This window comes from Raoultibacter timonensis, from assembly GCF_022845715.1.
Taxonomy (GTDB): Bacteria; Actinomycetota; Coriobacteriia; order Coriobacteriales; family Eggerthellaceae; genus Raoultibacter; species Raoultibacter timonensis.
Map to the genome: position 1 here is coordinate 3,577,928 of NZ_AP025564.1, position 24,957 is coordinate 3,602,884.

Below are 24,957 nucleotides of genomic sequence, written 5' to 3' on the forward strand. Positions count from 1 at the left end.
GACGTTGGCTACGGCAGGAACCGGCGGCGAAACTCGTCGGGCGGATACGGGCGGCCGAACAGGAAACCTTGAATGTAGTCGAGGCCCATCGCGCTTACCGCCGCATACTCGCCATCGGTCTCGACGCCCTCGAGACATACCTCGATGCCCACGTCATGGCACAGCTCGACGACGAATTTGATGAACGTTGCGTCGAAGCTGCTCGATTGAATATCGCTCACGAACATGCGGTCGATCTTCACGATGTCGGCGGGCGACTTCTTGAGTATGCCGAGCGCCGAATAGCCCGTTCCGAAATCGTCCATCGCAACGCGCACGCCGAGCTGCCTCACCTGGTCGAATACCGCGCGCACGGGCGCATCTTCCGAGGCGAAGTAACTCTCGGTCATCTCGATGACGAGATTGCTCGGGGAAAGCCCCGACTCCTGCAGCGTATCTTCGATGAACGGAACCAGGGAATCGCCGTCGATCTGACGATACGAAAGATTCACGCTCATCACGAAATCCGAAACGATGTCGGTCCAGCTTTTGCATTGGGCGGCAGCCGTCCGAAGCACCCACATGCCCATAGGTATGATCAGGCCCGTTTTTTCGAGAAGGGGAATGAACTCGACCGGCGAAACCGCTCCGAACTCATCGCATTGGTAGCGCGCGAGCGCCTCGGCCCCGGTTACCGTGCCCGTATGCGTATCGATCTGGGGTTGATAGCTGAGGCTGAATCCCTCGAATCCGTTTTCGATACTCCCCCGCAAAAGCTCGACCAGCTTGAGTTCGCGGGAGCGCTCGCCCAGGATTTCCTGAGAGAAGCATACGCAGCGCCGCTTGCCGTGGGCCTTGGCGTACTCAAGTGAGTATCCTGAGTATTTTGCCAGTTCGAGATAGGTTTCGGCATCATCGGGATAACAGGCGCACCCCGCCGAGAGCGCACAATAATAGCGCTTCCCCTCGAACTCCTGCAAGCTCTGGCAGCTTTCGTCGAGCACGCCGTAGAACCGATGGAGCGCCTCTTTGTCGGCACCGTCGAGAATAACGCCGAACTCGTCGCCATCAAGGCGGTACACCGCTGCGCCCTGCGGCAAAAGCGATTGTATCTTCTGAGCCGTAATGCGGATGACGTCGTCGCCGAACGTGCGATCGTGCAAATCGTTGATGTGGCGCAGGTCATCGATTCCAAGTTCCATGATCCCGAACTGCTCGTCGGGCCGATCTTCGATCCGCCGGCTGATCGCCTCCTCGTATTCGTACTTCGACAGCAACCCGGTCAGGTGGTCGATCTTCTCTTTCTTGCCGAGGTTGGTGATGATGCCCGCAAACAGGTCCGGCTCGCCCCGCGCATCGAGAACCAGGTTTCCGCGGCACCTGAGCCACACCCATTCGCCGCGGCGGTTGATCGCGCGGTACTCGACGCAGTGCGACGTGGTCCTCCCGTCGACGATCTCCTGGTTCGATTCGAGAAAGACGCGCTTGTCGTTCTCGTGCACTTTCGCGCCCCATATGGCCGCCGCATTCTCGATAACCTGGCCCGGAAGGTCGAATTCTTCGACCATGGCTTTGGGATAGCAGAAGATGCCCGTCTTCATGTTGCACACGTAGATATAGTCGTCGGTGCTCTTCCGAAGGGCATCGAGCAGGTAATCTTTGCTGTAGTCGAACTGTTCGATCTCCGACACGCTCGGCTTCTCGGATTGGGCCTTGCGCTCGTTCTCCTCGATATGGAAGCGCCGCTTCTGATCGTACATGCGCTGATCCGCCCGCGCGATGGTTTCGACCAGGGTCAAATCGCTTCCGGGCAGCACCTCCACGATGCCGAAGCAAAACCCGATCCGATACGGGTACGCCTGCGTTCTCGACAAGCCTTCGAGTTCTCCGAGCACGCCCTCGATGCGCTTGCGCGCCTGGGCCGCACCGGTGTTCATAACGCAGACGAACTCGTCGCCGCTGAGCCTGAACCCGAAATCGCCTCTGTCGAACGATTTGGAAACCGCCCGCGTGATTACGCGGATCAAGCGATCCCCCTCGGCGTGGCCGAACCGATCGTTTACGTCCTTGAGGTGGTTGATGTCATAGAGGCATACCGAAATCACCCGATTGCCGCCCGTTGCCGCTTCGAGCGAAGCCCGCAGCGCCTCTTTGCCTGCACGGCGCGTCATCATCTCGGTCAGCTCGTCGATGTTGGCGGTCTTCCATTCGGTCATGTCGACGGATTGCTGGAGGTGGACGGTGGAGCCGTCGAGCCAGGTGATGAGGCTATCGTAGTTGCTGTACGTACGACCGGTGAGCGCGTTGTCCTCTTCCCAGTGCATGACGGGAGCCGCATTCTCTTTCAGGAGCTCGCCAACCGGGCAGAACGAACACCGCTCGTGCAGCCCCTTCTGCAAAACCTTCCAGCACACTTCGCCTTCGGGATGCTCGATCCCGAAGTCTTCCTTCATCGTCCTGTTCATGAACAGGATCCGATCGTTTGCCGGATCGGTTATGTACACGTTGGAGTGCATGCCGTCCATAACGGCATTGAGGACGAAACCCTCAACCGTCTGATCGCCGAGATCGCCCGACGAAATCGGTTCTTCGCCATGCCGAGCGCACGCCCCGCTGTTGCCTTCTTCCATTGCTGCGCCTTTCGCAAAGCTCATGTATATATGAGTATTCTACGCATGGTTGCATGCATACCACGATATTCTCAACATGCTCCGTATGCGGGAACATGTCCACAGGCTGAATGGCCTCGATTGCATAGCCTCGATCAACGAGATAAGCGACATCGCGCGCCTGCGTGGCAGGATTGCACGAAATGTACACCACGCGCTTGGGGGCAAGCTCCACGAGCGCCCCGAGGAAATCGTCGGTTGCGCCTGAACGAGGCGGGTCCATGAGCACCACATCGATCGAGCTCCCCGATTCGGCGGGGCAATCTCTTCCCGCTTCGACGGCGGCGAGGCTCCGCATGAACGCACCCGCATCGTCGGCGATGAACTCGGCGTTGTCGATGCCGTTGTGTTTCGCGTTGGCGCGAGCATCGCGGATGGCCGCAGCCGTCTCGTCGACGCCGATCACCCGCGCTGCATGGCCCGTACCCCCGATGCCCCGCGCGGCGACAAGGCCGATCGTGCCCGTTCCGCAATACGCATCGATCACCGTCTCGCTTCCCGTCAGTTGGGCAAGCTCGATCGCACGTCGGTACAAGACCTCGGTTTGCGAAGAATTCACCTGGTAAAACGATTGAGAAGATATGCGGAAGCTCAACCCGCACAGCTCGTCGAGAATGAAGCCGGGGCCGTACAGCCGAATCTCGTCGGTGCCGAGAATCACGTTGGTCTGGCGCGTATTGATGTTCTGCACGATCGATGTGATCTCGGGGCACCGCTTCACCAGATCGCGCACCAGCGATTTCGATCCGGGGAACTGCCGCCCGTTGGTCACAAGCGTCACAAGCACCTCGCCGCTCGTATGCCCCACCCGTACGACCGCATGGCGGAGAAAGCCCGTGTTCGCGTCTTCGCGATACGGTTCGATGCGATAGGCGGGCATAAGATCGCGGATTGCGAGGATGATCCTCTTCGCGATCCGGTTCTCGATCAGGCAGGAGTCCGTCGGCACGATGCGATGCGTGCCCGCCGCGTACATGCCGCAGAGGATCTCGTGCGTGAGGGCGTGCTTTTCCGCGCGCGTCATCGCCGCGCGTTTCTCGCCCTTCGCTTCCTTGCCGCCCTTGGTGCCCTTGCCGCCCCCCAAAGCCTTCGGCTTGATGCGCCTGCCGGGCGCATACGGGGAGGCAACCTTGTTGCGGTAGTAGAACGGCTCGTCCATACCCGCAATGGGATGCATGACGACCGAATCGCCGGCCAGGCCGCCGAAGAGCTCGGCCATCGCCGCCTGCTTGTCGGCAAGCTGCCGCGCGTAGGGGATGCTCAAAAGCTGACACGCTCCGCAGCGATCCTCGACCGGACACCACTGACCGTCGGCGCATCGCTGCTGTTCGACGGCCTGCATCTGCTGGCCCGACCGCGGCGACTCCCGACGAGACCGCTCCCTCGGATGCGGCGAGGCTTTCTTCGATCTGGGCGCCGCCTTCGGGCTGGATGCTGCCTTCGCTTTGGGTGCCGCCTTCGGGCGGGAGATATTTGCGTGAGGCGCCGCTTTCGCGTGCGCCTTGCCGCTTTTCGGCTTACCGTGTTGTTTTGATTTGTTCGTATTCATGTCGGCTATTGTGGCACAAAAGAATCCGCCGAACTACGCGATGGTCGCAAAGCCGCTTTATTCCGTTTGAAACACTCAAAACAAGTTCGCGCTAAAAAGAACCCGACTCGGGTGCAAAAAATGACAGAAAAAACTTGCACCCAAGTCGCACTTTTTTCGCGCGAACGCACGCTTGCGGGCTGCCCGGTGCGTTGCGGGCTGGCCGATACGAGAGCCCGAACAATGCCGGCGGCGGCAAGCGAGCGAGCCGAACGCAACAGCCGAGGATGGCCGCGAAACGCATGCGCGGCCTCGCAGCAGGATGATCGGCGCGCGAAGTAACAGGTAGAAAACCAAACGGAACACCGGAAACCCCGCGTGCCATAATCCTTTGCTATCATCGATAGGAGGCATTCATGAGATTCATCATTCGCTGGCTCGTCACCGCTATCGCCGTCGGCGTGGCCGTGTGGCTCGTTCCCGGCATCGATACGGTCGGCGGCAACGAAGCATGGGTCTCCATCGCCATTTTCGGCTTGATCCTCTCGCTCATCAACATCAGCATCAAACCACTCATGCAGCTTTTGAGTCTGCCCATATCGGTACTGACGCTCGGCATCTTCTACCTGGTGGTCAACACGCTTATGCTCTACATTGCGGCATGGCTCGCCAACGGCATATTCCAATCGGGCGTCGAAATAGCCACGTTCGGCAGCGCATTCGTAGCGAGCATCGTTATCAGCATCGTCTCGGGCATCGTGAACGCCGTGCTCGGAAACAACAAGGACTAGCTCAACCCGTCGCACCGTAGCAACAAGGCCCGATGCGACCGTGCTGCAGCCGCGAGCCGCAGCGCTTCTTCGTTGCTGCGATCCAGCCCGTGACGACGCCGTCCTATCGACCTCCGAGCGGGGCCGCCGCGCCCGTTCGCCACAGGAAAACACACCCTACGAAGAAACGCTGTCGCGCAACTCCGCGAGCATCTCCACGATCTTGCCCAGGTTGTCGTTTGCGACTTTCGCCTTCGCGTAGGCGGTGTCGGTATGACGCTTCACATCCGACTTGATCTGCATCTGCGCCTCGAGAAGAGCCGCTGTGGTTTCCTGCAGCTCCCGCCTGGCGTCCTCGGCGTCGCGTGCGGCCTGCGAGCGCATGGCCTCGGCCTCGTCCCGCGCCTCCGATACGATCACGATGGCGTCGGCCGTGGCCTTAGCCAGGATGTCTTCAGCGTCGGACGCCGCGTTGTCGATCAGCTTCTGGGCTTCGCGCTCGGCCTTTGCGACGGCTTGCCGCGAATCCTCTTCGGCTTTTTCGAGCATCGTATCCTTCATGTTCTGAGCCGCCGTCATGAGCTGACGGACCTCGCTTTGGCGCCGCTCGTAGTCGGCCGCGCGCTCCTCGGCGGCCTTCGCCCGTCTGTCGAGCCGTTCAAGCTCGGTCTGATAGAGCGCAGCGAGTTCGTGGACCTTTGCAAGGGCGTCTTCCTCGTCACACCCCCCGAAGTTCTTCTTTTTGAATTCAAGAGTCTGCAAGTAAGACTCGACGGTTCCGGGCTGATCCATGGTTTCCTCCTACAACGCCAGCCGGTATATTTCTCGCGCGTCGTCCATGCTCAGCTTCATGAAGCTTCCGAACGGCTCGCCTTTGTTCTCCTTGAGCGTGGGAATCATGCTCTCGATATCGTCTTCGCCGATGCCCAGTTCGGCAAGCGTGACCGGCATGCCGAGCGATGCGAAGAAGCTCCTCGTCTCGTCGATGGCCGACAGCGCATCGTCCTCGACATCCCCCGTCGGGGCAAGCCCGAACACCTCGCGTCCGTAGTAAGCGAAGCGGGCGGGGTTTTCGCCGTACACGTATTCCATCCAAGCGGGGAACATGACAGCCAGGCCCGCCCCATGCGTGATGGACGGATCGAGCGCCGAGAGCTCGTGCTCGAGCCCGTGCGTTGCCCAATCCTCGTGGCGGCCGACGCCCGCAAGGCCCTGGTGGCAGAGCATGCCCGCCCACATGACGTTCGCGCGCGCATCGTAGTTATCGGGATCCACAAGAACGCGCGGCGCCTCGGCGCGCACGGTCTTCATGAGCGAGAGGTTGAGATTGTCGGTCACGGGCACCGGCCCGACGTCGTCGAAGAAACGTTCGAGCAGGTGGCAGAACATATCGGTGAGACCGGCGGCCGTCTGGTACGGGGGCAGGGTGAAGGTGAGCTCGGGGTTCATGAACGCGAGCTTCGGGCGCTGCGCATTGTTCGGGTACCCCGATTTCAATCCCAGCTCATCGTTCGAAACGACCGTGTTCTTCGATGCCTCGCTGCCCGCAGCGGGAATGGTGAGCACGACGGCGATCGGCAGAACGTCGTTCGTCTGGCGTTTCGTCTCGAAGAAATCCCATACGTCGCCGTCGTAGTGCGCGCCCACGGCGATCGCCTTGGCCGAATCGATGACCGATCCGCCGCCAACGGCGAGGATCCAGTCGATGCCGTGCTCCTTGCACAGGGCCACGCCCTCGCGCACGAGCCCCACTTCGGGGTTGGGGCGCACTCCCCCGAGCAGAACGTGCTCGACGCCCGCGTTATCAAGCGTTGATTTCATCCGATCGATGAGCCCGCTTTCGACGGCGCTTCCGCCACCGTAGTGAATAAGGACCTTGCGTGCACCGCGCTCGGCGAGCATAGCGCCCGCCTTCAGTTCGGCGTCGTGTCCGAATACGAAGTGAGTGGGCGATACGAATTCGAAATCTTCCATGAGCTTCCTTTCCCGCACAAGCTTTCTGGGCATTCTACCCCAATGCAACATCGAGGATCATCATTACAAGAAAACCGATCATAACGCCCAGGGTGCCGACGTTCGACCGATCGCCGAGATGGGCTTCGGGAATCAGCTCCTCGACCACCACGTACATCATGGCTCCGGCGGAAAACGCGAGCATCCACGGCATATAGGGCGAAATCGCCGCTGCAAACAGCACGACGAGGATACCGAACACCGGCTCGGCAAGCCCCGACAGGCTGCCCATGGCGAACGCTTTCGGCGCGCTCATACCCTCCTGCTGCAACGGCAGGGCCACGGCAGCTCCTTCGGGGACGTTCTGAATGCCGATGCCGAGAGCGAGCGCGGCAGCCATACCGAACATGCCGGGATCTCCGCCCGATTGCGCCGCCATCGCGAACAAAAGGCCGACGCTCATACCCTCGGGAATGTTGTGCAGCGTAACGGCGGTAAACAGCAAGGTCGGCCGATTCCACTTCGAGGGAAGCCCCTCGGGATCCTTCTCACCGGGATGGAGGTGGGGCAAAAGCGCATGCAGACCCATGAGAAACGCGACCCCGAGCGCGAAGCCGCCTGCCGCGGGAATCCATCCGATCTGGCCCGCCTCTTCGGCGGCTTCGATGGCGGGTATGAGCAACGACCACACCGAGGCGGCGATCATGACGCCGGCGGCAAACCCGAGGAACAGCCGCTGCATGGTGACGCTGTCCCGCTTGCGGAACAAAAACACCGCCGCCGCCCCGAGCGTCGTCATGAGAAAGGTAAATCCCGTTCCCGCCGCGGCCCATGTAAGCGCTTCCTGCAACGCCGTACCTCCTGTCGTTTCGATTCTGCACGTCAGTGTACGCCTTCGGAAACGGGAATGCGCGAGCGTTTACCCTCGTGTTACCTGTTTTACCGTCTGCGGTTTGCACGGCGGCACGGCGGGAAATCGGGGTATGCGCGAGAGGCGCAACGCCCCGCGAGCAAGACGGCAGACGGGTAGCGTCCGTTTGCCCCACAACCGATGCAACAAGGAGCTACGCCCCGACCCGCATCCACGCCGCGAACGATCCGTACCGCGCGTCGATCGCCTCGAAGAACGTTTCGAGGTATTCGGCACGCGCTTCGAACATGGCGGCAAGCACCTCCACGTCCTCGGGCTGCATGATGCCCGCATACCGCCGCAGATCGCGACGGTTGATCTCCTCGTTCATTGCGTTGGTAGCCAGATAGTCTTCCACGATCGTCTCGTAGGGTACTCCGCCGAGGCGCTGAACGCTCGCGCATACGATGCCCGCACGGTCCTTCCCGTTCGCGCAATGCACGAGCACGGGTGCCTCCAAATCCGCTATTGCGCCGACGATCGTGCGCACTGCATCGCCGTGAGCAGCCATGATCCCGTACAGATCGATCATGCGCTGGCCCGGCTTGCCGTATGCGGCCTTCACGTTGGAAGCCATCGTCGCGCGCGTTCGGTTTTCATCGTCTTGAAGATCGACCGAGCACACGCGGACCTCGAACGCCTCCTCGATGATGCCGGGTTCGGGCGCCAAATCGCGCTCCGCCTTCTTGCGAAGATCGTAGACCGTCTCGATGCCGAGCCTTTGCAGCTCGACGACGTCCTCCGCCGTCGATTCGGTCAGCTCGCGCGAACGGTACAGCGAAACCAAACCGCCGCCCGCGCACCGTCGCAGCCCGAATTTTTCGCGAAGCGCCTCGGGGACATCGCCCCCCGGCGCCATTCGCCGTGCATCCGGCGAAGCGGCATCCATCGCCTTCTTCCCCCCTGGCGACACCCTATCGTCGCCCACTGCTCTGCTCATCGTCTCGCTACCCCCGCAGCAATCGTCCATCATCGTCTTGCGCAACAAGGCCGGGCACGAAGCCCGGCCTTGCCGAAAGGAATACCGACAGTACGCTTAAAGCTTGCTCTTAGCCTACCAGCCCCCGCCGAAGCGACGGGCGTTTGCAGGATATAAGCTTCAGACACTAACTTGGCGAAGATAGTCTTAGTTTATAAAACTGCGTTATTTGAAACACTGTCGGACACGCCGATTATAGACCGTTTCCGTGTGAACCTGAATAGACAACGAGCATTTTGTTACTTCGAACCACCAAACCGTTGACGGTCGGACTCCACGCCGAATTGTACGGCCGCCCGCCCGTGCGTCGGCCCGCCAGCCGACCGAGCAGACGAGAAATCCCTCGGTTTGGTTACAAACGAGCGACAAATCTGTGTAGTTTTGCCACACACGGCCGAAAGTAGTTTAGCTACTAAACTGTTCGGTTTAGGATAAACCCAAGTTCTTGAGGAATTAGGAAGAGCGAACCCGATGCCGCACGGCTGAAAGCGCAAACCCGACACCGCGAAGCGGGTTCCCAGAAAACGAATCCGGCCCGTGCCGGTTGACCATACACGATTGCACTGAGCCGGAAGGGCCCCATATGCTCCAACTCATTGATATCCGCAAGTCGTATACCACGGCCAGCTTCTCGCAGGTCGCCCTCGACGATATCTCGATCTCGTTTCGCGACAACGAGTTCGTTGCCGTTCTCGGACCGTCGGGTTCGGGCAAGACCACGATGCTCAACATAGTCGGCGGGCTCGACCACTACGACTCGGGCAACCTCATCATCGACGGGATCTCCACCGAGCAGTACAAAGACCGCGACTGGGACACCTACCGCAACAACCGCATCGGCTTCGTGTTCCAAAGCTACAACCTGATACCCCACCAAACCGTACTCGCCAACGTCGAGCTCGCCCTCACGCTTTCGGGCGTCTCGCGCGCCGAGCGGCGCGAGCGGGCAGCCGAAGCCCTGAAGAAGGTCGGCCTCGGCGATCACATGGACAAGAAGCCGAGCCAGCTTTCGGGCGGCCAGATGCAGCGCGTTGCCATCGCACGTGCGCTCATCAACGATCCGGAGATCCTGCTCGCCGACGAGCCCACGGGCGCGCTCGACTCCAAGACAAGCGTGCAGATCATGGCGCTGTTGACCGAAATCGCCAACGACCGCTTGGTCATCATGGTCACGCACAACCCCGAGCTCGCCGAAGAGTACGCAACCCGCATCGTCAACCTTGCCGACGGCGTGATCACCTCCGACAGCGACCCGTACGACCCCACGCTCGAAGAGATCGCCGAGCACCAAAGCGAAAAGGCTCCGCGCAAAACCTCGATGTCGTTTTTGACGGCGCTCTCGCTTTCGTTCAATAACCTCATGACCAAAAAGGGCCGCACGCTCATGACGGCGTTCGCGGGCTCCATCGGCATTATCGGCATCGCCGCCATCCTCGCGCTCGCCAACGGCGTCAACAACTACATCAAGAGCGTCGAGGAGGATACGCTTTCGCAGTATCCGCTGCAGATACAAAGCACCGGGCTCGATCTGACCTCCATGATGATGGGCTCGGCCGCAAGCGTTACCGAGGACGACGATTCGAGCGAAGCCGAAGGCCAAGTGCGCGAGACCAAGATGATCACGCGCATGTTCTCGAGCATCGGCAGCAACGATCTCGCCTCGCTCAAGGAATACCTCGACAGCGGCCAGAGCGATATCGATCAGTACGTGAACTCCATCCAGTATTCCTACGACGTAACGCCCCAGATATTCAGCTCCGATACCGAAGACGGAGTGCGCCAGGTGAATCCCGATAAGTCGTTCTCAGCACTCGGACTCGGGTCGGATTCAAGCTCCAACAGCCTCATGTCGATGTCGATGAGCACCGATACGTTCTACGAGATGGCCGACGATCGGCGTCTGATCGAAGAGCAGTACGACGTGGTCGCGGGCTCGTGGCCGGCAGATTACGACGAGCTGGTCGTCGTGCTCACCGGCAACGGGAACGTGAGCGACTTTCTGCTCTACACGCTCGGGTTACGCGATCCCGGCGAGCTGAACGAAATGGTGAAGCAATTCGCCGCGGAAGAGGATGTGGAAGTGCCCGAAGACCGCATGGCGGTTTCCTACGACGACATTCTCGATGTGTCGTTCAAGCTGGTCAATTCTACCGAGTACTACCAATATGACGAAGAGTACGGCGTCTGGAAAGACAAGACCGACGACACGGCCTACATGAAGGACATCGTCGCCAACGGCGAGGACCTTAAAATCAGCGGCATCGTCATGCCGAAGCCCGACGCCACCATCACTGCGCTTTCGACCGGCATCTACTACACGTCCGATCTGACCGACCACGTAATCGAGCAGGCCGCCGACACCAAGATCGTCAAAGACCAGCTGGCTGATCCGACGATCGACGTGTTCTCGGGCAAATCGTTTACCGAGGAAGACGAGGAGGCGGACAACAGCTTCGACATGAACTCGCTCTTCACCATCGACGGCGACGCGCTGCAATCGGCATTCGTCATCGACGAGAGCGCGCTTGCCGTAGACATGTCGAACTCGCTGGACCTCTCGAGCGCCGCGGCCAATCTGCCCGACGCACCGCAGCCGAACATGGACGAAATCGCCGGTTCGCTCGACATCGACATCCCCACCGATCAAGTAGCAGCGCTGATGTCGCAGATCATGCAGGGCTATGCCGACTACGTGCAGGAGTTCTACAAGAACAACTCCCCCGTACTCGAAGACGGCTCGCCCAACCCGAACTACGACCCCAACGCCAAGCCGATGACTGCGCAGGAGTACCTCGCCCAACCGGCTGTGCAGGGACAGATCGCGGCGGGTCTCCAGGGTATGGTGGACACCGACCAGCTCGAATCTCAAGTTGCCACCGCGCTGCAAAGCTACGTGCAAACGACCATGACCACCTATATGAACCTTATGGCGCAATCGCTGCAGTCGCAGGTGACCTCGGCTCTCCAGCAATCGATGAACCAGATGGCTACCAACATGGCAAACGCCATGCACATCGACGAGGAAGCGTTCAAGAACGCCTTCCAGATGAACATGGACGAAACCGAACTCACCGAGCTCATGATGTCGCTCATGAGGGTCGAGGAGCACTCCTATGACAACAACCTGAAAAAGCTCGGGTACGCGAGCTTCGACAAGCCTTCCGGCATCGACATCTACCCCGTCGATTTCGAGAGCAAGGCGAAGATCATCGATATTCTCGACGGCTACAACGACAAGATGAAGGCCGACGGCGAAGAGGACAAGGTGATCACCTACACCGACTTCGTAGGCGCGCTCATGAGCTCGGTGACCGACATCATCAACATGATCAGCTACGTACTGGTAGCCTTCGTTGCCATCTCGCTTGTAGTGTCGTCCATCATGATCGGCGTCATCACCTACATCAGCGTGCTCGAACGCAAGAAGGAGATCGGCATTCTGCGCTCCATCGGCGCAAGCAAGGGCGATATCAGCCGCGTGTTCAACGCCGAGACGCTCATCGTCGGCTTCGTGGCAGGTGCCATCGGCATCGGCGTAACGGCGCTGGCCTGCATTCCCGCAAACGCGATCGTTTACTCGCTCTTCGATGTGAAGGATGTGGCGTCGCTGCCATGGCAGGCGGCACTCATCCTCGTAGCGATCAGTATGCTGCTCACGTTCTTGGCAGGCCTCATCCCCTCACGGGCCGCAAGCCGAAAAGATCCCGTGGAAGCGCTGAGAAGCGAATAGGTGCACAGCGCCCATCCTGCATGGCAAATCAGCCGCCCGACGATTCGGACGGCTGATTTTTTTCAACGCATGCTACTCTCGCTCGATCAGATCGAACAAATCTTGCCGCGAGCGAATGCCCAGTTCTTGTACAGGTTTTGCGCATGCGTGCTCACGGTGTTCGTGGAAAACGTCGCCCTTTACAGCTCCGCAAGATCGCGTCCAAGCAGATAGGGCAGCGTGCAGCAGCATGCGCCGAGATTCTGTCCCGGTAAGCCGAAGTTATACGTTCCAGCGAAGAAATCGCCGATCATCGTACCGACGCAATACAGTCCCTCGATCGGCGTATCGTCCTCTTCGCAGATCTGCAGATTCTCGTTGGTGCGAAGGCCGCCCATAACGCACAGGAAAGTCGATCCCGTCGTTTTCGAACCGTAGAACGGCGGCGTACCGATAGGGAACAGGATATCGGGGTTCACCTGGTACTCCTCGTCGTATCCCTGCTCGGCGAATCTGTTGTAGCGCTCGATGGAGGCCAGCGCATTCTCCTTGTTGATCCCCTCGAGCTGGTCGAGAAGCTCTTCGATGGTGTCGGCCTTGAAGTACGATCCGGCCTCCACGTTGGCATCCCACGAAGCGATGAGCTCTTCGGGCGTAAGAGGCTTTGTGGGCGTCACGTTGCCGTACGAGCAGCCGAGCGTTTCCCATTCTTCTTGCGTACGGGCATACGCGCTATCCCAAATGCCGAAACCGGTCGTTTGCGGCTGATGGAGCAGAGACATGGCGCCGAATGCAAAGTTGGTATTCTCGTTTTGGAAACGTTTACCGTTGATGTTGAGATTCAAGCCCCAGAAGTTATCGATTACGGCATGGGTCGGCCCCGGTACGCCGCCGTTGATTGCACAGGGATTCGGAAAGACGCGTTGCCACGCCGCACCGATCCAGAGGCCCATTTTCTGGCCGGCTCCAGGCATGAGGCCCGAATAATTCATCCCTGCATCGTAATCGACGGTATCTTCTCCGAAGATAAGCTTGTCCTTGAACATCTCGTATGCCCACGGTGCGTACTTGGCCATCATGTCTTCGTCTTTCGAGAAGTCACCGGTGGCAAGAACGATCGCCTTCGTCCCTTCGTACTTCGCGTAAGTCCCGTCTTCGCGCTCCGCGATGACCGCGCTTACCCGACCCGTATTGTCGTCTTCGCGCACAAGCTGAACGGCCTTGGACTTGAAGTGTATCTCCTGCCCATATTCGCCCGTGAAAATGTCGGCATATGCCTGAGCGCACAGGGGAGCGCCCTGAAATACGCCGATGGGGTTCTCGTCGTTCCAGAAATTATGCACCGAAGGCGGGGCTGCGAGCGTGCCGTCAGGATCGGCATAGGGCGGCTCGAGATTAACCTTCAAGCCGCGCGACGTCATCTTGTCGATCATCCAATCCATCGATTCGCCGCTGTGCTGCAGCCAACGCGACCACTTCATTTTGTCCATCGTGTAAAAGCCTGCGAGCTGTTCGATTTTCACATGCTCGAGAGCGTCCTTCGGCGTATAGTCGACGCCCATTTCGCGTTGGTACTTCGTTCCGATTGCCTGGTTCGAACCGCCGCGCGAGATCGGCTTCGTCCCCGCATCGACCACGATGACGTTAACGCCCTGCTCGGCGGCAGACGTAGCGCAGCACATGCCCGCCATGCCGGCTCCGACAACAATGACCTCGGCGGAGAACGTCTCGGCGATATCGCCGTCCGCAATGGGCTCCGGCGGAATTTCGAAACTCCACTGCTTGCCCGCAACGGTTTCAGCGTTCAAAGCAGACGGCGAACCGGCGCTTTCGGCGCCCGCGCTCGAGCTGCCTTCACCTGGTGCAGCCGGAGCGCAACCGGCAAGCGTTCCCATCGCGCCCAACGCGCCAAGCGCGCCAACCGCACTCGCTCCCTTAAGAAAATCCCGACGATTCAGTTCCATAGTGCTCCTCCTTGTTCGTTCAGTGCTTTCGAGCAGCTTCGAGGCTAGCAAACGGAAGGCGAAACGACGTTCACTTGAACAGAGGTATCCTTCGATTCAGGGTTCACATGGATTGGGTGATTTAGGCTTCGCGCCGGAATTTGGGCCTCGAAACACATCCGCTTGACGGCGGTTTCGGGTACCATATGCGCGAGGGAGGTACACGATGCAGGGCAATCAAGCGAAAACGCTACTCGCTAGTGCAGGTTTTGCCTGCTTCCTTGCCATGAACTCGTTTTCCCTCTGGGGCTTCACGCTGCTTCCGCAAACTACGCTTGGACCCGATTCCTTCTCGCTGTGGAGCGCGCCCCTTTCGTACGGAAACGCGCTGTCGTTTCTCGTTTTCGTCGTTGGCGCGTATAAGCTTCCCTGCCTCTTCAACCGCAACCCGCTCACGGCAGCCACGGTGCTACTCGCCCTTGCTTCGATTCTGCTCAACGGGTTTATGGTGCTCGAATCATCCCCCATGCTCATCGCCGCTGGCACCTGCATGGGCATCGGTACTACCTGTAGCTTTTTTTGCTGGGCTCGCACCTTTTTTGCCGACGGAGTCGATGCTGCGAAAACGGAGATCGTTCTCGGTTCGGTGCTTTCGGCGGTGCCGTTCCTCGCATTCCTCACCCTCGATCCTTCAGCGATCGTGTTTACCCTCAGCGTTCTCGCCTTCTTGAACCTCATTGCTCTATTCGCCCACGGACGCATGGAGAAACCAAAAAGAACGGTACCGACCGCTGCTGAGCCGTTCGGGCGCATTGTCGGCTCCTCGTGGAAATCGCTGCTGTGCATCGCCATGATCGGATTCATGGCGCCCATCGTGGCAACGCTCTCGCATCAGCCGCTCGACGCGATGGAGTTCGTGCAGCAGACGCTTATGGTTCATTCGGAAAATATCTGCGCCGCAATCATTCTCGGCATCGCCTGGCTCGGCCTCAGGCGAAACGTCAGCTCCATCAAAGCCTTCACGATTCTCTTCCCCATCCTCACTACGGTACTGCTGGTCTTTCCTTTCATCGGAGAAAACGCCCGCATTATCGTTCCCTATGTCGGAGGCGTGGCCTTCGTAGTCTTTTCGGTTGTGCTCACCATAGAGAGCATTTCGGTAAGCACCGAACGGAACGTGAACCTCACCGTCATGTATGGGCTGTATGCGGGACTCCTCTATTGCGCCAACCAGATAGGAACCATCGTCGCCAGCGGTTTGGGAGACGATTTCCTCTTCGAGGAAACCTCGATCATGGCGGTTCTGTTCGTGCTCCTGTACGGCTGCTCGATCGTCATGTTCTTTATCACGAGGAAGAGCGGGCGCGGCGGCGCGGAGGAAAACGTGCCGCCAAGCGCGACGCCTGCGAAAATCGACACCGTCGACATCGCCTGCCAAGCCCTCATCAAGGAAAAGGGCTTTTCAGAAAGACAAGGCGAAGTGCTCTTGCTGCTAGCCCACGGATTCGACATCCCGACCATAGCGAAAAAACTCTACCTCTCCGAGAACACCGTGCGAACCCATACCAAAAAGCTGTACGCGGCACTCGACGTTCACAGCAAGCAGGAAATCATCGAACTCGTCAACGCTCCCCGCCAATAGTGGAGCCGTTTTTTCACGAGGGCAGCGGCCCCGTGCACCGTCCGAAATATGCGGCACCCCGGCTTCTCGTCCGAGACGAAAAAGGCCCACGGCAGTTCAAGCGCTGCCGTGGGCCTTTCGTTTCACACAACCGGTGCAAGCACCGCAAAGAAGCTTATTCCGCGTTCGCAAGCGGGCTCGGGGTGGTGTAGGTGCGAGCCGCGTACTCCTGATCGAGCTCGTAGAGGGCCTTCGCATCCTGGCCGAACAGCTTCATGCGGGTGATCATGTCGTCGGCGGTCGCCTCTTCCTCAAGCTGCTCGTCGATGAACCAGTCGAGGAATTTACAGGTGCGGTAATCCTTCACGTCATGGGCGGCGCTGTAGATGTCGTTGATGAGCGAGGTAACGTACTTCTCATGCTCAAGCGCAGCCTCGAGGGGCTCGATGTAGGCAGAGAAGGTCTTATCGGGCTGGTCGATGGCCTTGAGCTGGACCTTGCAGCTGTTGTCGAGCAGGTAGTTGCGGAAGATCAACGCATGATCGCGCTCTTCGGCAGCTTGGATCATATACCAGTTCGCGAACCCGGTAAGGCCCTCGTCCTCGTAGTAATCCGCAAACGACAGGTAGAGGTACGCCGAGTACAGTTCCTTGTTGATCTGATCGTTCAGAAGCTCATAGACTTTTTGGTCCATTGCCCATCCCTTCCTTTCGGTGCGAGGCGCCCTACAGCCACCTCGCATAGATAATCTGCTGTATTGTTACTAATGATAACTGTTTTCAATAGCAGGCCAAGAGGTTTCGGGCAATGCACACAGGAGCACCAAGTATGCGGATCATCGTTCACAGTGCGGCGAAACGCGCCGTGGGCCGCTAGAGCCAGAGCCGATGCCCGCCCTGGTCCGCGCCCGGATCCTCCCTTTGATCCCCACTCTGATCTCCACCCGGATCCTCGCGCGAAAGGCTACCCGATCAAGCCCAGTTCCCGCGCTTTCAGCACGGCGTCCATGGCGGTGTGCACGTCGAGCTTGCGATAGGCGGCTGCCGTATGGCTCTTGATCGTGGGAATGGAGAGCCCCGTTTCCTCGGCGATCTCGGCGTTGCTCATCCCGCTGGCCAGAAGCTCCAGCATGCGCGCCTGCTGGCGCGAGAGCCTGACGGGCTTGTCGTTCGCGGTGAGGTTTGCCGTGACCCCGCGGAAGCGCTTTGCCCGATCGTGGGAGGCCAAAAGCGTCTCCTGCACGAAGACGCGAGCGAGCGGTCCGCCGTAATCGGGCCGCGCGATATGCGATGCCAGGCTCTTGAGCACCGGCTCGATCGACGCCCCCTCGTCGGCGACAACGCGGAAGAACCCGTAGGGCTGGAGCACCTCGAGCGCATCGGCAAGAGCCTCGAGCGCTTCCTCCCTCCTCCCGCATGCCCACAGAAGCGATGCGAGCAGCGCGCCTGCCTCGCCGATGTCGAGCGGGCGGCAGAAACCGCGCCCGAACTCCAGCAGGGCCTTCAGCAGATGCTCGGATTCCTCCACGCGGCCGAGCACGGCGAGCGCCCGCGCCGTGGTGAAATGCTGGAACACGCGAACCAGATCGATGCGGTCGACAACGTCGACGAAATACCCGTCGAGCCATTCGCGGGCAACGCGCGCGTCGGCGTCGAACAGCGCCAGCTTCGCCTGGTACGCCAGCAGGTTGTGCTGGAAGTGCGGGGCGTCGCTTTCCACATACGCTTCAAGGCAAGCCATGGCTCCAGCCGCTTCGTCCTTCCGCCCCATCTGCCAGAGCGTCGCGTGGCGCATGATGCCGATGCAGATACGCCCGTCCGCTTTGTTTTCGGGGATGAGCGCGCTCTCGGCATCGAGCACGCCGTCGAGCGCTTCGCCGAGATGGTTGCGCTCATACGCGAAGCTCGCCGGAATAAGCGCTTGGATATAGCCCCACTAGGTTCCCAGAAGCGGACCGAACGTCGCGCCCAGCAGCTCCATGCCCCGTTCCTCAAGCGCAATGGCGGAGTAGTCCACATTGCTGCGGTGCGGGTACGGAAGGTTCTGCGTGAACGACACCAGCGTAGTGGCGAGGCCGTTCGGGGTAAAGCGCTTGATCAGACGGCCGAACTTCGAGAACCGCTTCGCCTTGTCGATGATGGTGGTGCGGTGGTCGATGCTGTAGGAAAGCGTCGCCGATTCCACGAAGCGCGAATCGAACGCGGCGATGCGCGGCAGCGCGCGGTACAGTTCGTCGAGATGATGCTCGAAGCGCTCCCGCTGTCCGGTAAGGTAGTCGTACCACAGCGCGAGGATGTGCAGCGGGGGGCAATCACGGTACGCATGATCGGGAAGCTCGTCCAGCGCGAGCGTGCGCATGAAATCGGCGCAATCGGCCACCGAGCCCGATCTGCTCTCGTAGAGGTAGAGCAGCAGGTACGTGTCCATGCCGGAAAAATCGCCGCTTTCCAGCCAGAACCGCAACGCTTGCGTATAGTCGAAGCGTGCGCGCGAATACTCGGCTGCGCGCTTGCAGAGCGCCGTCCGATCGGTACCGTTCTCGCGCGCCTTATCCTGCAAAAAATCGCGGAAGAGGTGGTGGTAGCGATACGAGTTGCCGGAAAGCCGCATGAGAAACGTGTTCGAGCGCGCGAGCTCGTCCATGATTTCGGCCGCGTCGCTGCGACCCGATAGTATCTCGGCAAGCTCGGCGTCGAACTCGCCGGCCACGCTCGTGGCAAGGCAGAAGCTCCGAAGATCCTCATCCCACGTGCTCCACACCTGCTCGTCGAAGAAATCGCCGAACAAAGACCGACTATCTCCTTTTGTCACCTGGCCCGACTTGGCCAACGCCGCCACACCGATAGCCCATCCCTCGGTTGCGGCAAGCACGATGCGGCTTTCGTCGACGGACAGGGAGCGCCCGAGCGATTTGAAGTAGGCTCTGATCTCATCGGCGGCAAACCGCAGATCGCCTGCATCCAACACAGCGGGACCCCGGTCGATGCCGAGCGCCGTCCACTCGTCGGGAGGTTCTCGCCGAGACAGGAAAAACAAGACGAACGCCTTGGGAAGGCGCTTCAAAACAACGGAAAGCGATTTGACGATCTCGCGGTTCTCGATGAAGTGAAGGTCGTCGAAAACGAGCGCGCAGCGGTGATCGAGCGGCTGCATCTCGGCTATGAGGCGGATGGTGTGCTCCACGGGAGAAAGCGAGAACGACGGGCTGGTCAGCACCTCGCGCATGGCCGCGTTTTCAGGCTGGACGGAATACAGCCCGGTTGCAAGCTGCTTGTAGAACATCGAGGGAACGTCGTCGTAGCGGTCGAGGCCTATCCAAACCGCCGGCAGCTTCGTCTTCTGCAACCACAAAAGCGTCGATACCGTCTTTCCGCTGCCCGCTGGAGCGCCGATGTAGACGTAGCGTTTGCGCGCGGCGCGGTCGAGGGCATCGACGACGCGCAAGCGCGGTGCGCAGACGTCCGGCAATGCAGCCGGTTCGAACTTGTCGCTCAGGATGAGATCGGCCTGCGGGCTCGCAGGCCCAACGGCAGGATCCCTGCTCCCGATTGGCACGTGCGCGCCCCTTCCATCGCGACCGTTCCGACCCATGACCGACGCACCGTCCTCTCGCCCTGCTTTTCGTGCTGACAAACGAAAGTATAGCCCAAAACCTCATACCGTATGATGGTGCTACCGCCTAAGAACACGTATATTCGACTGTACTGATATGAAATTCACCTCATATGGCAAGGAGGGCATATGCCCGAGAAACATGACGGCAGCATGGAGCTGTCAAGGCGTACTTTCGTAGCGGGAACAGGTGTTTTGGCGCTTTCCTGCTCGCTTGCCTCCTTGGGTTTCGACCCGACGATCCCGAGCGCCTACGCCGACGAGCCGGAGCAAGATACAGCCGAAACCGCGTCGGCCGACGACTCGATAACCGCGCAATCGCAGGCCAGTCCGCAGAACTACTTTTCCGATCCGGCTTCCTACAAGGACTTCAAGCTCGACGTGCAAAACGTGCCCGCCGACTTCAACGGCGACACGTCAAACGACCCCCTCGCAGGCTTCACGACGCTCGACCCGCAGAACCTCTACGTAGGCTACGTGAACCGAACCGACTACGACGGGGGAAGCGCCTACGTGGCAGACAGCCTCGAGGCTCTCTCCGCACCCTCGATGAAGCTCGACAGCATGGCGCGCAAAACCCTCGGAGCAACATCCCTCGACACCAACTGGAAGGATTACCAGTACCACGCGAACAACGCGTGCACGCTCGAACATAGCGGAGAGCAGCTCATCGTCTCGAACACCATCTACACGGGCACCTATCAGTCAAGCCATAGCAACGATCGCGAAAGCGGGCAGGACATCCAGCTGCAGCGCTTCGCGAACGGGCGGGTTCAAACGCTGGCCAGAACCCGCCACGGCCTGACCGCGAAAAACGATCCGCTCATCATGGAGCACATCCAACAGGAGGGTTCGCTCGGACTCTTGGCCATGGTCGGCGGCGATTTCGACGGCGACGGCAACCAGGAGCTCGCCGTCTACAACCCCTACCCCGCAGGTCCCCACATCGTCATCTACCGCTTCGATTCCTCGAGGGGAGCACTCGTCAAAGAGCAGACGCTCTACCTCGGCGACATCCATTCCAGCTTCGGCGGCGAATTCAGCGACTGGTTCATGCCCGTCGTCCACCTGGCCACGTTCTCGCACGGCAGCTACGACGACCTCGTCGTCACCATGAGCCTGCCGCTCACCTACCATAACAGCCTCGGGTTCCGCAGCACGCCTTCATACATGGCCATCTATTCGAGAAAGACCGGGGGATCGTGGTCCCAGCTCGAGAAGGTATACTACTACATCCCCGACTTCGGGTCGTATCGCATGCGGTTCGCTTCGACGCTGCAGACCGACCTCAACGGCAACGGCATACCCGAGCTCATCATGGCCGGCCACTACAACTCCTACAACAGCGGCGACAGAGTGGGCTGGATGGAATCGGATAAGAACCTGGTGCAGATGTTCACGTTCGACACGACGACGAACGGGTACCATCACGTCTGGGATACCCCGCACGTCGTATCTGCATTAAGCGATATCTACGTGCAGTACGAAATGTGCGAGCCCGCAGCGCTCGCCACGGGCAAGTTCCTGCGCTCCGAGGCCAACGATCTGCTCTTCTTGGAGGGCTACGTGTTCTCGCTCTCATCCACCAACAAAAAGGGCGATTCGGAGGCGGCGCACTTCAAGGACAGCAGCTTCACCTCGCTGTACCATATGGATCTGACGGGCTACCGAAACCACTTCATCACCAAAGCGGTATCCGGCAACTTCGCCAAAACGAACATCGGCACCGAACAGCTCATCGTGCAGAGCGGCGCTGTGGGGTCGAGCAATTACACGGTCACCTACGACGTGCGCTGGGTGCTGGACCAAAACGGCAAGCTCACAACCCAGGACACCGACCCCAGCTTCATCAGCAACGCGAAAACCGATGACAACGGCACGTTTCTGACCATCGCTGCCTGCGATATCAACAAGAACAACGCCTTCAAGTTCGCGCTGAAATCAAAATCGTTCGGCTGGAGCGCACCGCAGCCCCTTGCCGTCTTAACCAGCGTACCGTATTGGAGCGAGCTTAGCGACGAGAGGCTCGGCGACGAGAAGACGAGCATCGGAACCACGACCTTCGGCATCTCGTCATCCGAATCGGCAGGCACCGAGGGCAGGTGGAGCTTAGGCGGCGGCTTCAACATGTCCGCCGAGCTGCTCTTGGGTGCCGGGTTCTTCGGAAACGAAGCGATGCTGGGCGGCGGCTTCGATTTCGAGGCGATGTTCAACTACGCGGGCAGCTACTACCGCGAACGCAACGTCGAGCGCTCGCTGTCGTACGGGGAATACGCGGGCAGGAACATGGTCGTCACATCGGCGGTGCCGGTCGTCGTCTACGAGTACGACGTATACGTGCCCGAGTTCACGATCACGCAGCAATACCTCGACGAGTACAACAAGCACGCAGAGCCCAACAAACAATGGGGGCAGGAAAAGGTGGGCACCAAAGCGGGAAACACCCACGTAGCCTATAAGGTGACCAACACCTACGATGCGACCCTCGGGCTCATGACGCTCGACGATTACAACAAAGCGGCGGCGAACGCGGGAACCGAAGACATACCGGTCATCGACATGGACCAGGTGTTCCCGCACACGCAGGGCGACCCCACCACCTATCCCACCCAAACGAGCACGATCGCAAACGTGCACAACGGCGCCATGATCTCAAGCGCCAACGCCGTGCCGATTACCGCCGATGTGGGCACGGAAACGTCGGTGGGCGTAACCGTAACCGATACGACGCAGTTCACCAACGGGTTCGACATAACCGTAGGCGGAGGCATGTCCTTGGGCGTGCAGGCCGAAGAGACGATCTTCTTTGCCATGTCGTTTACCGGGCACGCGGGGTGGAAAGCCGAAGTGTCGGGCGGCGCCAGCTGGGTATCCTCGCAAACGAAAGGCGCACAGTTCTCCACTACGCTCCCCTCGCTGCACCCCCTTGACTATCTGGAGCACAAAGGAAACGAATACTCCTACGACGTGCGTCTGACCGTATGGCAAACCGAAGCTGTGAAAAAGTACCCGCTGGTCATCGGCTACGTGGTGGGGGGAACCGGGTCGGGCGCCGCGCCGAAGAGCCTTCCGCGCTACCCCATTGCGTACAGCGCGAACGAAACCAGCATCATCTGGGCCTGGAGCAACGACACCACCCGCCCCGCCGGAGCGTACGGCGTGGCGCTGCCCACGAGCACCGGCGGCTGGACGACGCAAGGAAACGTGCTGGACGCCAAGACGACCAGGTTCTGGTGCCAAACCGGCCTTACGGCGGGCGACACCCGGCAGGTGCGGTTCCAGGCCTACAACGACATGGACCAGCACAACCCGAGCGCCTTGGGCCCCGCGATCGTCGGCACTACGATCGGCGGCGATGCCCCCGTCATCGACGAGCAGCCGAAAACCACGAGCGTATTCGGGGGAGACCCCGTCACGCTTTCCGTACGCGCGCACTCCCAACGCGGCGAAACCCTGAGCTACCAGTGGTTCTACCTCGACATAAGCAACAACGACGCCTATGCGGAATGGAAACCCATCGTAGGCGAAACGGGACCCGACTACGTCATCGACGCGGCCGACACCCTGTGGAACGGAACGCTCTTTTGCGTGGACGTGATGGACCGGACGATCAACGCAAGCGGCGTGGTGCCGACGGTGCGCTCGCAACCGGCGCGGCTGGGCGTCGAGCAAACGAACGCAATCGCAGACCCCGACGCTGCTGCGGCGACGCTCAGATCGGTGCCGACCGTCTCGCTCGAACTGACGCCCACTGACGGCAGCACCATCGTCCAGCATCACAACGAATTCTTCGTCCCCTATGGCTGCGAATTCAACATGACCTTCACCGTGAAGGACGCTGAGGGCAACCCGTGCCTCGGCAAAATCACCCTCTCCAGGTACACCTACGAGAACGGCAGCCGCAATGTCGGAACGAGCAAGGATCTTGCCCTCACAGACGGACTGCATACGCTTGAACACGAGCGGCCGTTCTCCGATGTGCTCTACTGGCCCCCCACGCCTTCGGGGGACGATGGCGCGCGGGTGTTTGAAGTCGAGGCTCGTCTTGGGTTGGACAGCCCCACGGTCGATACGGTACTGCCCATCAACGAGTACTTCATCGTCAACTACGGCACGGTGGTGCCTGAGCGTGCCGCCCATCTGCTCACCTGCAACACCGAGGGCCTTCTGCCCAGCGGATCAACCTACGCCCTCACGAAGCACATGCCCCTGCCCGACATCGCCCCCTCGATGGTGAGCGCGCAGTTCGAGGGCTGGTTCACCGACGCCGACCTGGCAGACCCGTTCGAGCCCCCGTTCGCGCCCGGCCCCGGGCAGACGACGCTGTACAGCGCGTGGTCGCAGGACGAGTACGCCATCTCCTACGATTTGGACGGCGGGACGAACAGCTCGGACAACCCCGATACGCTCACCAACGACACCACGACGGTCACGCTGCGCGACCCCTCGAAGGAGGGCTACGCGTTCGAGGGCTGGTATGCCGACAACTCGTTCTCGCAGCCCGTCACGATCCTCCCGCGCGGAGCCACCAGCGACCAGAGCCTTTCGGCCAAGTGGCGCCTCATCGAGTATCCCCTGTTCTACGCCGCAGGCATCGGCACGAACCCCGCGAGCAACCCGCACTCCTACACGGTGCTCGACGACGATCTGGCCATCGCGCCGCCCACGTTCGAAACCGCGACACCGAATACCGGCACCTGGTACGCCGACCCGTTCTTCACGCAGAAGGCAGCGACCGTCATACCGGCGGGAAGCACCGGCGACAAGGTGTTCTACGCCTACGGTGGAGAATCCGGCGGATCAGGAACCGGACCGGGGTCCCCCGTTCTCGCAAAGACCGGCGACGGCCTTGCGGGACTCGCGCAGCTCGCCGTGTTCGGTCTCTTCGCGTTCGGCTGCACGATGGGCGTCGCCGCCGTGCAGGAGTACCGTCGGTGCAAGAACAAGCCGACCGACCGCTAAACGGCGTTCCAAGCAAAGCGCCTGGCCCGACTCTCGGAAGCGGGCCGGGCGCTTTGCATTTTGCACCGCCAACGAAGCCCACGCGCCTTCTCTCCTAAACCGCGAAATCCCCCACGGCATACAGCGGCAAGTCACACACAACTCCATCTTGCCTGGGAGGCAACGGGGAAAACGATAAGCGCGCTCGAAACCAAAGCGGTTTACGGAAACACGGGGCCGCATTCCGCCGCGATTTCGATAGTGCGTGCGCCGCGAGCGCGCTGCTTGGGTACGCGCTTCGGCCCTGGCGGCGCCTTCACCGGACGAAGGGCTGCGCATCTCG

At 60.3% G+C, this 24,957-nt stretch carries 14 protein-coding genes; 4 read left to right on the forward strand and 10 right to left on the reverse strand.

From position 1 onward, the window contains the following. Positions 1–8: 8 nt before the first annotated feature. Together MWL89_RS14615 and rlmD are read right to left on the reverse strand one after the other, a co-directional pair. Complete coding sequence (locus MWL89_RS14615) at positions 9–2,609, reverse strand: bifunctional diguanylate cyclase/phosphodiesterase (protein WP_244387005.1); 2,601 nt, start codon at positions 2,607–2,609, stop codon at positions 9–11. Beyond that, complete coding sequence (gene rlmD / locus MWL89_RS14620) at positions 2,527–3,990, reverse strand: 23S rRNA (uracil(1939)-C(5))-methyltransferase RlmD (protein ID WP_244387006.1); 1,464 nt, start codon at positions 3,988–3,990, stop codon at positions 2,527–2,529. The genes MWL89_RS14615 and rlmD overlap by 83 nt, the downstream gene beginning before the upstream one ends. Positions 3,991–4,592: 602 nt before the next feature. On the opposite strand from rlmD, the gene MWL89_RS14625 reads away from it, so the two are divergent. Next, positions 4,593–4,967, forward strand: a complete 375-nt coding sequence (locus tag MWL89_RS14625) for a phage holin family protein (RefSeq protein WP_244387007.1) — start codon at positions 4,593–4,595, stop codon at positions 4,965–4,967. A gap of 156 nt (positions 4,968–5,123) precedes the next feature. Here the strand turns inward: MWL89_RS14625 and MWL89_RS14630 are convergent, their stop codons facing one another. The 4 genes from MWL89_RS14630 to MWL89_RS14645 form a co-directional block, all read right to left on the reverse strand. Beyond that, positions 5,124–5,738, reverse strand: coding sequence for a DivIVA domain-containing protein (locus tag MWL89_RS14630; protein ID WP_102380069.1), 615 nt, complete (start codon positions 5,736–5,738; stop codon positions 5,124–5,126). Between the two features lie 9 nt (positions 5,739–5,747). Continuing rightward, the gene (locus MWL89_RS14635; RefSeq protein ID WP_244387008.1) at positions 5,748–6,920 is read right to left on the reverse strand and encodes an iron-containing alcohol dehydrogenase; all 1,173 of its coding nucleotides are present in this window, start codon (positions 6,918–6,920) and stop codon (positions 5,748–5,750) included. Positions 6,921–6,954: 34 nt separating this feature from the next. Continuing rightward, positions 6,955–7,749 (reverse strand): ZIP family metal transporter, encoded by a 795-nt coding sequence (locus MWL89_RS14640; protein ID WP_102380071.1) that lies wholly within the window; start codon positions 7,747–7,749, stop codon positions 6,955–6,957. A gap of 214 nt (positions 7,750–7,963) precedes the next feature. Next, positions 7,964–8,749, reverse strand: a complete 786-nt coding sequence (locus tag MWL89_RS14645) for a tyrosine-protein phosphatase (RefSeq protein ID WP_244387010.1) — start codon at positions 8,747–8,749, stop codon at positions 7,964–7,966. Between the two features lie 622 nt (positions 8,750–9,371). Between MWL89_RS14645 and MWL89_RS14650 the strand changes: the two genes are divergently transcribed. After that, entirely contained in the window at positions 9,372–12,518 is a 3,147-nt protein-coding gene (locus tag MWL89_RS14650) for an ABC transporter ATP-binding protein/permease (RefSeq protein WP_244387012.1), read from the forward strand. Positions 12,519–12,697: 179 nt separating this feature from the next. On the opposite strand, the gene MWL89_RS14655 is transcribed toward MWL89_RS14650, so the two are convergent. Continuing rightward, complete coding sequence (locus tag MWL89_RS14655) at positions 12,698–14,461, reverse strand: FAD-dependent oxidoreductase (protein WP_244387014.1); 1,764 nt, start codon at positions 14,459–14,461, stop codon at positions 12,698–12,700. Positions 14,462–14,666: 205 nt separating this feature from the next. Between MWL89_RS14655 and MWL89_RS14660 the strand changes: the two genes are divergently transcribed. Continuing rightward, positions 14,667–16,082 (forward strand): helix-turn-helix domain-containing protein, encoded by a 1,416-nt coding sequence (locus MWL89_RS14660; RefSeq protein ID WP_244387016.1) that lies wholly within the window; start codon positions 14,667–14,669, stop codon positions 16,080–16,082. Between the two features lie 154 nt (positions 16,083–16,236). Here MWL89_RS14660 and MWL89_RS14665 read toward each other — a convergent pair whose 3' ends face one another. From MWL89_RS14665 to MWL89_RS14675, 3 genes are all read right to left on the reverse strand, one after another. Beyond that, a complete protein-coding gene (locus tag MWL89_RS14665) occupies positions 16,237–16,755 on the reverse strand; it encodes a ferritin (protein WP_102380077.1) in 519 nt (172 codons plus the stop codon). Between the two features lie 269 nt (positions 16,756–17,024). Beyond that, a complete protein-coding gene (locus tag MWL89_RS14670; RefSeq protein ID WP_244387019.1) occupies positions 17,025–17,921 on the reverse strand; it encodes a helix-turn-helix transcriptional regulator in 897 nt (298 codons plus the stop codon). Between the two features lie 75 nt (positions 17,922–17,996). Further along, positions 17,997–19,616, reverse strand: a complete 1,620-nt coding sequence (locus tag MWL89_RS14675; RefSeq protein WP_244387021.1) for a winged helix-turn-helix domain-containing protein — start codon at positions 19,614–19,616, stop codon at positions 17,997–17,999. Positions 19,617–19,802: 186 nt separating this feature from the next. On the opposite strand from MWL89_RS14675, the gene MWL89_RS14680 reads away from it, so the two are divergent. Next, positions 19,803–24,635, forward strand: a complete 4,833-nt coding sequence (locus tag MWL89_RS14680; RefSeq protein ID WP_244387023.1) for an InlB B-repeat-containing protein — start codon at positions 19,803–19,805, stop codon at positions 24,633–24,635. The last annotated feature ends 322 nt before the right edge of the window (positions 24,636–24,957 follow it).

What these genes read in the sequence shown, in the direction of transcription:
- MWL89_RS14615 (WP_244387005.1), bottom strand. Translation starts at nt 2,609, where the DNA reads ATGGAAGAAGGCAACAGCGGGGCGTGCGCTCGGCATGGCGAAGAACCG.
- rlmD (WP_244387006.1), bottom strand. Translation starts at nt 3,990, where the DNA reads ATGCAGGCCGTCGAACAGCAGCGATGCGCCGACGGTCAGTGGTGTCCG.
- MWL89_RS14625 (WP_244387007.1), top strand. Translation starts at nt 4,593, where the DNA reads ATGAGATTCATCATTCGCTGGCTCGTCACCGCTATCGCCGTCGGCGTG.
- MWL89_RS14630 (WP_102380069.1), bottom strand. Translation starts at nt 5,738, where the DNA reads ATGGATCAGCCCGGAACCGTCGAGTCTTACTTGCAGACTCTTGAATTC.
- MWL89_RS14635 (WP_244387008.1), bottom strand. Translation starts at nt 6,920, where the DNA reads ATGGAAGATTTCGAATTCGTATCGCCCACTCACTTCGTATTCGGACAC.
- MWL89_RS14645 (WP_244387010.1), bottom strand. Translation starts at nt 8,749, where the DNA reads ATGAGCAGAGCAGTGGGCGACGATAGGGTGTCGCCAGGGGGGAAGAAG.
- MWL89_RS14650 (WP_244387012.1), top strand. Translation starts at nt 9,372, where the DNA reads ATGCTCCAACTCATTGATATCCGCAAGTCGTATACCACGGCCAGCTTC.
- MWL89_RS14655 (WP_244387014.1), bottom strand. Translation starts at nt 14,461, where the DNA reads ATGGAACTGAATCGTCGGGATTTTCTTAAGGGAGCGAGTGCGGTTGGC.
- MWL89_RS14660 (WP_244387016.1), top strand. Translation starts at nt 14,667, where the DNA reads ATGCAGGGCAATCAAGCGAAAACGCTACTCGCTAGTGCAGGTTTTGCC.
- MWL89_RS14665 (WP_102380077.1), bottom strand. Translation starts at nt 16,755, where the DNA reads ATGGACCAAAAAGTCTATGAGCTTCTGAACGATCAGATCAACAAGGAA.
- MWL89_RS14680 (WP_244387023.1), top strand. Translation starts at nt 19,803, where the DNA reads ATGCCCGAGAAACATGACGGCAGCATGGAGCTGTCAAGGCGTACTTTC.